Origin of the sequence: Polaribacter sp. IC066 (assembly GCF_007997085.1) — a bacterium.
Lineage (GTDB): Bacteria > Bacteroidota > Bacteroidia > Flavobacteriales > Flavobacteriaceae > Polaribacter.
The window spans coordinates 45,028-51,506 of record NZ_VORR01000032.1; the positions used below are offsets into that span (position 1 = coordinate 45,028).

Consider the following 6,479-nt stretch of genomic DNA (forward strand, 5'->3'; position numbering starts at 1 on the left):
ATTAATAATTTGTTCTATTTCTTATTAATAGGTTAAGACATACTTATAATCACCTTACCTTTTGCTCTTTCTGTAGCTAAATATAAATAGGCATCAATGCTATCCTCAAAAGAATAAATCAAATCGACTATAGGCTTGATATCCCCATTTTCAACCATTTTGCTAATACTATTTAACTGCTCAGCATCAGGCTGCATCCAGGTTAGTTTATAAATAGCAGCCTTTTTTTCGATCAGTTTTGATAATTTTTCGGGTAATTTATACTCTTTCATACCCATTTGTTTTGCTGTTTCTTCGTCAGGAAGCCCTGCTATCGTAGTTACTTTTCCGCCCTCTTTAATAATTTCAAAAGCATCAAAAGTGTATTCATCACCTAAAGTGTCAAAAACAATATCCAAATTTTTTGCAACTTCTTTATAGTCTTCCGTTTTATAATCGATTACTCTGTCAGCACCCAAAGCTTTTACCCAGTCTACATTTTTGCTACTGGTAGTAGTGTATACGATAGCTCCTTTAGCTTTGGCATACTGAATTGCAAAGCTACCTACACCTCCAGACCCAGCGTGAATAAGAATTCTATCGTTCTCTTTAATGCCGACGCTCTCCAAGGCTTGTATTGCTGTAAGTCCTGTTAATGGCAATCCGGCTGCTTCTTCGAAAGAACTATTTTTGGGTTTTTTAGCAACTAGGTCACTATTTACACTTACAAGTTCTGCAATAGTACCCATTTGTTCTTGTGGCACTCTGGAATATATTTCATCTCCAATTTCGAAATTGTTTACAGATGCACCTTTTTCAATCACCACACCACTTACATCAAAACCTATTGTAATTGGTAGGTTTAAAGAAATCATATCTTTCAGTTTGCCTTCCACTATTTTGTAATCAATGGGATTTAATGAAACGGCTTTAACTTCAACTAAAATATCATTTGGTTTTAAAGAAGGTTTTTCGACCTCATTAATGGATAAACTGTCTTTAATTTTACCGTATTTTACTATTTGTAGTGCTTTCATATCAATTATATTTTATTATTATTATTATTATTATTTTTTGGAATCTCTCCATGTTTGCCAAGCGGCTGATGACCAGAGAGCCCAAATTATCAGAACTGGTTGAAAGAAAAGTCTGATTAACCTTGCGCTATCGGTATTTAATGCGCCAAAAGCATCTTTTCCGTTCATATATTGGGCAATATTTCCTGGAAAGACCAAAATAAAAAAGAGCGCTAGCATCCAACCAAATTTCACCCGTTGGTTTTTCCAAAGAGCTAATCCTAGTCCCAGCGAGATTTCAACAATACCAGATAAAATTACCACTAGGTCTTTACTAAGTGGCATCCAGTCTGGAACTTGCGACTGAAAATCAACTCTGTTAAAAGTAAGGTGACTAAACCCTGCATAGAGCATAAATAGCGCAAGTAAAATGCGGAATATGTTTTGCGTTGTTGTCGTTTTTATATTTTTTATCATGTTTTATTAATATTGGATGCTTTTATATCGTCTAAAATTTTAATCCAAGTAGTTTTTTCTATAATTCTCAAACTACTGAATAAGAACAAGCAAAGCGTTAAACGAGTTTTAACGAATCTCACAGACTATTTTTCAAACACTACAGCATCAGGTTTAGCACCTAAACTATTAATTGCTATTTAAATAGCTGCTATAAATACTGGCGATTCACATACATAAAAGTGCTGGTTAAAATCTATTATTTTTTTTAAGAAAGTACTATCAATCCTGCGATTGTCATAACCGTCTTTTTTTTTATTAGTGAGCGTATTGATAAAATTTTTGCCAAGTATCTTATCAAATTCTTTTTTTAAAATTATATCGCTTTCGGTCTTGTTCGTAAAAATGAGTGTATTATTAGCAATTTTATTTTCAGCATTTAGGTTCTTAAGAATAGCTATGATTGGTATTCATCGTACCTTTATTTCCTTGTATATTCTGCATAAATCTAGTCATCTAATCATCACTTTGGGTAATGGCATTAAAAACCGCTATGCGGGTTCCACAGCTTTCCATTTATACTTAATTACTTGTTTCTTGTTTGCAGCTATTTAAGCTTAAAAGCTAATTGCGGATAAAATAATTACTAGTCTTTCAGTACTATTTGATTTAAGTTTATTTTATATTTTGTCGCTAATCTATTTTTTAAAAAGCCTTATAATTTTTCAATTACATTTTTCAACATTGAAGTTATCTCTTTGGCAATATTATTTAATTTTTCATTTTTTACAGCTTGCATAGAGACGATTGGATTTATTGCTGCTACCTCTATAACTCCTTCTTCAATTTCTTGTACAATAACATTGCAAGGCAACATCGTTCCAATTTTATCTTCTGCTTGCAGAGCTTTATAGGCAAAAGGTGGGTTACAGGCTCCAAGAACTTTGTACTTCTTGAAATCTACATCAAGTTTTTTCTTGAGAGTTTCCTTTATATCTATTTCCGTGAGAATGCCAAAACCTTCTTCCTTCAATGCTTCTGTAACTTTTTCAATTACCTCTTCAAAAGTGCCTTTTACTGTTTTATTAAAATAATAGTTCATTTTTTTTAGACTTTTAGCGTTCAATGTTCGTTTTTGTTCTTCATATTCTTCTTTAGAGATTTCGCCTTGGAGCATCCGTTGTCCAGAATATCAATAGAATTTTCTCTCTTCTCGAGATACTGTATAGAAGTATGCCCAATACTAGTGTAACCGGTATTAATAATCACCACAAAATCATCATCACAATTGTATCGTTTTAACCGCTTAACGAATTGTTTTTATTTAGTTAATTTGAAATTTTATTTGTTATTTCTAAATATCTAATGCATCAAAAACATCTTAAAACCGTGAGAATCAATTTTAATAAGAACATTCTTTAAAATTCGATTGACATATTTAATTCCACCAGTATTTAGAAATTCGATATTTGGAAAATAAAGCTCTTCTTAAAATGGTCTTAAATTCAAAAATAGCATTTAGCTTCATTTCTAGATTTTTGCTATCAGAATTTACGATGCTAAAATAAATCGGTATTGACAATAACGAATTCTATGAATAAAGCAACTATTAGAATTACAAGAATATAGAATCCAATTTTTGTTATTTTATTTTTTTGGAAAAAATAGTCTCGTGTTTTGTTCTTTTCTTTCTTTATAAATTTAAAACTATCTTTTTCTTGCTTCATTGGTTCCTGCTTTTTAATTCGTATAATTTGATTTTCTCACAAAAAAAATGTCATTTTTTATCACTCTTGTCCGTTAAAAGACTCAATATTGCTACGCTTTCAGAACCAACCTGACTTCCGGAAGGGAACCAAGACTTGACACTAACCACCTAACAAACAGCTACAAATTAAAATAAAATTGTCTATTTTATGTTGATGAAATTATTTTTAAAAAAGCAAGGTGTCATTTAAAAAATTCGCAGAATCCCTTATTTTAAGAGGGTTTATCAAACTAAAAACATTTTTAATCTGACACCAATGATTTTTTATCTATTTTTTCACAAAACATTAATCCATACTTTTCAAGTATTTATACAACTCACTATCTGTTGAAATGAAGATGGATGTTTTTTCGTCAAAGGTTTTTTCAAACGTCTCCATAGATTTTAGGAATCCATACAATTTTCTCGATTGATTAGATCTATTATAGGCTTCTGCATAAATTGAGGCTGCAGTGGCATCTGCCTCACCTTTAATCATTTCAGCATCTCTAAAAGCTATAGATTGTATATTTTTTAACTCTCGTTCCTTTTCACCGTTAATACGTGAAGCCTCTCCCTGACCTTCTGATCTGAATTTATCAGCAATTCTAAAACGCTCACTTTTCATTCGCTCATACACCTGATCTTGCACCTCTTGCACATAATTAATCCGTTTAAAACGAAAATCTAATATCTCTATTCCTAAATCTGCTGTTTGTTCATTTGCTGATTCTAGTATCATTTGCTGAATCTTATCTCGACCTACATTAATTTTTTCCAGAGAATCGCCAATAATACCAGTATCCGATGATTCAGGAACTCTGTTACTGGATCGCACCGCCTCTTCAATGTCATTATTTGCTATAAAATCTCTTGTGTCTCCATCTAGAATATCATCGATACGTGATTGTGCACCCCGTTCGTTTGTTAGTCGTTTAAAAAATTGAAGTGGATCTGTAATTTGCCATCTTGCATACGTATCTACAAAAATGAACTTTTTATCTTTGGTTGGCACTTGGTTTGGATCACCATTCCACTCCATAACACGCTTTTCGAAATAATTAGCATCTTGTATTAAAGGTACCTTGTAATGTATCCCAGGAGTAGTAATAGCTTCACCAACTGGCTTTCCGAACTGTGTGATGATTACCTGATCTTTTTCTTGTACAGTAAAAACACTACTATTTAAGCCTATCAAAGCAATAATGACTATTGCTGTAATTAAAATTGATTTAGTTTTCATTATTTTATATTTTTTTTGTTCATCTCCATTTGTAACAATGGTAATACATTGTTGCCTTTATCATCTGTGATGACCACATTACCTATTTTAGGCATCACGCTTGACATTGTTTCTAAATAAACCCTTCTTTTTGTTACCTCGGGCGCCTTCACAAATTCATTATACAACGCTGTAAATCTAGCAGCTTCTCCGTCTGCGTTATTTACACGCTCGGATGCATATCCCTCGGCTTGCTGAATGGTTTCTTCTGCTTGACCTCTTGCTTTAGGTATTACTTTATTGTATTCTGATTTTGCTTGGTTAATAAGCGTTTCCTTTTCTTGCTGCGCTTCATTTACAGCATTAAAAGCTGCTTTTACGGGTTCTGGCGGATTCACATCTTGCAGTACCACTTGTTCTATTTTGATACCCAATAAATACTCTCTGCATATTTGCTGAATAAGTTCTTGAGACTTACTTCCTATTTCTGTACGCCCAACCGTCAGTACTTCATTTACAGTTCGGTCACCAACAATCTGTCGCATTGCAGCTTCAGAAAGTGTACGCAGCGTGTTTTGAGGATTTCTAACTTCGAACAAGTTATTGTAAGCGTTGTCTACCCTGTATTGCACAACCCATTGCACCTCTGCGAGGTTAAGATCTCCAGTAAGCATTAGTGATTCATCTTTTGTATTTGATGATTGTCTATTATATCGAGTATTTACTCCGGCTTGTGATGTCCGGAAACCAAACTCTAGTTTTTGTTGTCTTTCTACCGGAACTTTATAAACATCTTCTGCTACAGGTATTTTAAAATTTAATCCAGGTTCTACTTGTCGCACATACTTCCCAAATCGAGTAATTACACCAACTTCTTCAGTGCTAATCTGAAAAATTGATGACCACAAAATGAGCACTAAAAAGAGCAAAGCAACAAGAAGTTTCCAATACTTCAATATTTTTGTTACTTGAACAGGTAAATTTAATTTTTGTTTATCCATTTATTTTTATCTTACTATCATTAATACATGTAAAATCTTTAACCAAATCATAAATTTGATGGTAGATTCTACTTTAAATATTTTCTAATTTCATTTTCTTCTAATTTCATATCATTCGATATGTTTTTCAAAACTGCTTTTCCCGACTGATATTTTTTCATTCTTTCGTTTTTATGAGCACAAAGCCGATACATTTATAAGCTATTTCTTAATGAAAATCTTTAAAATAATACTACCCCAATAATAGGCTAACTTTTGCAGTCAGAAGCTGACCTGGGTCAGTTTGCATCTTATTTTCTTTGATAATGTCTTCTTATTTTTCAAATAACGTACATCAGTGATTTCATTTTTATGTACTGACCCTCGTCATTTTATGAGGCCTCACCTAATTGCATCTTTACGACTATAATCAAAACCAAAAAAGTAAAAATGCAAAACCAAGCAATTCAGTATACAACTTCTAAAGACCTTCACGGCGCTGCAATACAAAAATCACCAAATCTTACGAAGCTCAAAAAACTTGTGAAGCTGAAAAAAGAAGACAATGACGCTCTCTTTTATAATTTACTCGCAGAGGTTATACCTAATATAAGGAAATACACCATTAAAAAAATCATAACTTCTATTCAGAAAGGTTCCCTACCAAATAACAAATACGATCCCAATGATATTATAGATCAGTTATTTATTGAAACCTACGATCATATTGAAAATTTATATGACGAAAAAGAATTCTGTATATGGCTTTATAAAAAAACAGACCAACTATTAGAGAAAATTATTATTGAAAAAGAGCTTGATGCCCTCACCTTTCAAAAAAAAGATGATTTGTCTGATTCTGAACAGGATAAAATGCATAAAATTTATAATGCAGACGAAGCCGGAAATTTACTGATGCTTAAGAAAATAGAGCATCAATCTTACAATCAAGGTAACTATTCAGCCATTTCCGGTAGGAACGGATTTTTGCTAAAAGCAAGCTGAATATTTTCTAGTACTTTTTGTTTATTTTTTTTGAGCGTTGTAATATATCCTCTAATTCTAGCAAAATATTGTGC

The 6,479-nt window shown here is 32.4% G+C and carries 7 protein-coding genes; 1 reads left to right on the forward strand and 6 read right to left on the reverse strand.

What is annotated here, in order from left to right:
- Positions 1-32: 32 nt before the first annotated feature.
- From ES044_RS11745 to hflK, 6 genes are all read right to left on the reverse strand, one after another.
- Entirely contained in the window at positions 33-1,016 is a 984-nt protein-coding gene (locus ES044_RS11745; protein ID WP_147119146.1) for an NADP-dependent oxidoreductase, read from the reverse strand.
- 30 nt (positions 1,017-1,046) lie between these two features.
- On the reverse strand, positions 1,047-1,472 hold the full coding sequence (locus tag ES044_RS11750; RefSeq protein WP_147119147.1) for a DoxX family membrane protein: 426 nt from the start codon (positions 1,470-1,472) through the stop codon (positions 1,047-1,049).
- Between the two features lie 179 nt (positions 1,473-1,651).
- Positions 1,652-1,921 (reverse strand): hypothetical protein, encoded by a 270-nt coding sequence (locus tag ES044_RS11755; protein ID WP_147119161.1) that lies wholly within the window; start codon positions 1,919-1,921, stop codon positions 1,652-1,654.
- Positions 1,922-2,166: 245 nt separating this feature from the next.
- Complete coding sequence (locus ES044_RS11760; protein ID WP_147119162.1) at positions 2,167-2,553, reverse strand: DUF302 domain-containing protein; 387 nt, start codon at positions 2,551-2,553, stop codon at positions 2,167-2,169.
- A 952-nt stretch (positions 2,554-3,505) separates the two neighbouring features.
- Positions 3,506-4,441, reverse strand: coding sequence for a protease modulator HflC (gene hflC / locus ES044_RS11765; protein WP_018944008.1), 936 nt, complete (start codon positions 4,439-4,441; stop codon positions 3,506-3,508).
- On the reverse strand, positions 4,441-5,421 hold the full coding sequence (gene hflK, locus ES044_RS11770; RefSeq protein WP_147119148.1) for an FtsH protease activity modulator HflK: 981 nt from the start codon (positions 5,419-5,421) through the stop codon (positions 4,441-4,443). Before hflK ends, hflC begins: the two co-directional genes overlap by 1 nt.
- Positions 5,422-5,850: 429 nt before the next feature.
- Here hflK and ES044_RS11775 point away from each other — a divergent pair, with 429 nt between their 5' ends.
- Positions 5,851-6,405, forward strand: a complete 555-nt coding sequence (locus ES044_RS11775; RefSeq protein WP_147187176.1) for a hypothetical protein — start codon at positions 5,851-5,853, stop codon at positions 6,403-6,405.
- Positions 6,406-6,479: the final 74 nt, after the last annotated feature.

Excerpts from the sequence above, each read along its gene's own strand:
- ES044_RS11775 (WP_147187176.1), top strand. The coding sequence starts at position 5,851 with ATGCAAAACCAAGCAATTCAGTATACAACTTCTAAAGACCTTCACGGC.
- ES044_RS11760 (WP_147119162.1), bottom strand. The coding sequence starts at position 2,553 with ATGAACTATTATTTTAATAAAACAGTAAAAGGCACTTTTGAAGAGGTA.
- hflC (WP_018944008.1), bottom strand. The coding sequence starts at position 4,441 with ATGAAAACTAAATCAATTTTAATTACAGCAATAGTCATTATTGCTTTG.
- ES044_RS11745 (WP_147119146.1), bottom strand. The coding sequence starts at position 1,016 with ATGAAAGCACTACAAATAGTAAAATACGGTAAAATTAAAGACAGTTTA.
- ES044_RS11750 (WP_147119147.1), bottom strand. The coding sequence starts at position 1,472 with ATGATAAAAAATATAAAAACGACAACAACGCAAAACATATTCCGCATT.
- hflK (WP_147119148.1), bottom strand. The coding sequence starts at position 5,421 with ATGGATAAACAAAAATTAAATTTACCTGTTCAAGTAACAAAAATATTG.